The sequence below is a fragment of the Bilophila sp. 4_1_30 genome (genome assembly GCF_000224655.1).
Lineage (GTDB): Bacteria > Desulfobacterota > Desulfovibrionia > Desulfovibrionales > Desulfovibrionaceae > Bilophila > Bilophila wadsworthia.
Genome location: NZ_JH114232.1, coordinates 677,786 through 680,483, shown reverse-complemented (window position 1 = coordinate 680,483; position 2,698 = coordinate 677,786). Strand labels below are relative to the sequence as shown.

Genomic DNA, 2,698 nt, shown 5'->3' with positions numbered 1-2,698 from the left:
TTTGGAGGGGGCGGGGAGGACTTTCTATAGAAAGTCCTCCCCGCCCCCTCCAATCTTTTCTCAACGTACCTTTTCGGCCCTTACATCTTCCCGCCTACCATCGTGATCAGACGGAGGAGCTGGTTGGTGAACCCGGCTTCGTTGTCGTACCAGATGAGCACTTTGAGCATGTTTCCGCTCATGACGGAGGTGGAAAGCAGGTCAACGACGCCGCCGTGGGTGTCACCGTTGTAGTCGATGGACACCAGCGGCTCGTCGGAAACGCCGAAGTTGTCGTTCGCGGCGGCGGTCAGGGCGGCATTGACCTCATCGACGGTCACGTCGCGCTTCATGACGCAGTTCAGGTCCACGATGGACACGTTGGGCGTGGGGACGCGGATGGCGATGCCGTCCAGCTTGCCCTTGAGCTCGGGCAGCACGAGGGCCACGGCCTTGGCCGCGCCAGTGGTGGTCGGGATCATCGACATGGCGGCGGCGCGGGCGCGGCGGATATCCTTCTGGGAACCGTCGAGGATGCGCTGGCTCATGGTGTAGGAGTGGATCGTGGTCATCAGGCCGTGCTCGATGCCGAAGGTGTCGTTCAGCACCTTGGCGACCGGGGCGAGACAGTTCGTCGTACAGGAGGCGGAGGAAACCACGTCGTGCTTGGCGGGATCATAGAGGCCGTCGTTCACGCCCATCACGATGGTGATGTCGGCGTCGGATACGGGGGCGCTCATGATGACCTTCTTCGCGCCGCAGGCCATGTGCTCGGCGAGCCCGGCGCGCTTCTTGATGGTCCCGGTGGATTCCACCACCAGATCCACGCCGTAGTCCTTCCACTGCCATTCGTTGGGCTTGCAGCGGGTCACGGCGATGTGCGTGCCGTTGATGATGATGCCGTTTTCGTCATGGCCCACCGTGCCCTTGAAGGTGTGGTGGACGGAGTCGTATTTGAAGAGATGGGCCAGAGAAGCGTTGTCCGCGCGGGCATTGATCACCACGGGGAATTCGTTGCGCTCAGCCATAAGACGGACAAGATAACGACCGATGCGGCCGAAGCCGTTGATTCCGATGCGAGCCATTGGGATACTCCTTCGATACGCGAAAAGGTTTGCGGCACAATCCTGATGCGCCCGACGCCCGGGCCGGCGCGTCCGCATAAGGAAAGGCGGAACGCCGTATGAAACAAAGGGGAGGCAACCGCGTTACAAGCCAGTGTACCTCCCCCGTGTGACAATTGATTTACGCCTTGCCGGAACAACCCAGCACGTGCTTGATCTTGTGCTGGACCATGTCCTTCACGGCCTGCCGCGCGGGCTTCAGATAGCCGCGCGGATCGAATTCCTCAGGATGCTCGACGAGCTGCTTGCGGATGGAGGCCGTCATGGCCAGCCGGATATCCGTATCGATGTTGATTTTGCAGATGGCCATACCGGCGGCCTTGCGGAGCAGTTCCTCGGGCACTCCCGCCGCTCCGGCGACCTTCCCGCCGTAGGTATTGCACATTTCCACAAATTCCTGCGGTACGCTGGACGCGCCGTGCAGGACGAGCGGGTAACCGGGCATCAGATTGCCGATCTTTTCAAGGCGTTCGAAGTCGAGCTTGGCTTCGCCCTTGAATTTGTACGCGCCGTGGCTGGTGCCGATGGCGATGGCGAGCGAGTCGCAGCCGGAACGCTCCACAAACTCCACGGCCTGATCGGGATCGGTATAGATGCTGTGCTCGGAAGAGACGTCTTCCTCAACCCCGGCAAGGCGGCCCAGTTCGGCTTCCACCCAGACGCCGTGGGCATGGGCGTATTCCACGACCCGCTTGGTCACGGCAATATTCTCTTCGAAGGAGTGGTGCGAACCGTCAATCATCACGGAGGTGAAGCCGCCGTCCACGCAGGCCTTGCAGATGTCGAAATCCGCGCCGTGGTCCAGATGGAGCACAACCGGAAGATCCGCTTCCAGCAGACCGGCCTCAATGAGCTTCACAATATAATTCTGTCCCGCATATTTGCGGGCTCCGGCGGAAACCTGAAGGATGAGCGGGGCCTTTTCCTCGGTTCCTGCCTCCATGATTCCCTGAATGATTTCCATGTTGTTGACGTTGAAGGCGCCGATGGCATAACCTTCTTTGTAGGCCCGTTCAAACATGGCTCTGGGAGAGGTAAGCGGCATAGTTGCTCCTCGCCTCAGCCTTACGGCTGCGATTGGGATGGTGAAATAAGGCGGCTCCCGCACCGGAAGACCGCAGTGGCGACTCCGCCACACATATTGATAGTCCTATTGTAGCCTATTTCCCGAAGGATTGGAACTAGACGCCGAACCGCTCCTGCAAGCGGCCGAGCAGTTCCCGGTCCGTCCGATCCACCTGAAGCGGCGTGACCGCCACCCAGTTGCCTTCCATCAGGGCGATGTCCGTATCGTCGCCCCCGCTGTCCCGCTTGAGGAAATCGGCGATCCACCAGTAGGGACGCCCGGCGGGGTCCTCGCGGCGCTCGTAGTTCTCGGCCCAGCGGCTCTCGGCCATGCGCGCGGCCCGGATGCCCTTGATCTCGGCGACGCGGCAGCGCGGATAGTTGACGTTCAGGACTTTCCCGGCGCAGCAGCGCCAGTCCACGGCATCCACCAGCGAGGCGGCGTGACGGGCCAGCGCCTGCGGCGGCTCAAGCTCGGGACGCGGACGCGAGAAGGCCACGGCGGGCAGCCCGCGCAGGGCGGCTTCGGT

The 2,698-nt window shown here is 61.9% G+C and carries 3 protein-coding genes; all 3 read right to left on the bottom strand.

Going from position 1 to position 2,698, the window contains the following annotated elements:
* Window positions 1-80: 80 nt before the first annotated feature.
* Window positions 81-1,064, bottom strand: a complete 984-nt coding sequence (gene gap / locus HMPREF0178_RS09645) for a type I glyceraldehyde-3-phosphate dehydrogenase (protein ID WP_009733258.1) — start codon at window positions 1,062-1,064, stop codon at window positions 81-83.
* A gap of 160 nt (window positions 1,065-1,224) precedes the next feature.
* Entirely contained in the window at window positions 1,225-2,148 is a 924-nt protein-coding gene (fba, locus tag HMPREF0178_RS09640; protein ID WP_009733257.1) for a class II fructose-1,6-bisphosphate aldolase, read from the bottom strand.
* 136 nt (window positions 2,149-2,284) lie between these two features.
* The coding region (locus HMPREF0178_RS09635; protein ID WP_009733256.1) for a 5'/3'-nucleotidase SurE at window positions 2,285-2,698 on the bottom strand (414 nt) is incomplete at its 5' end.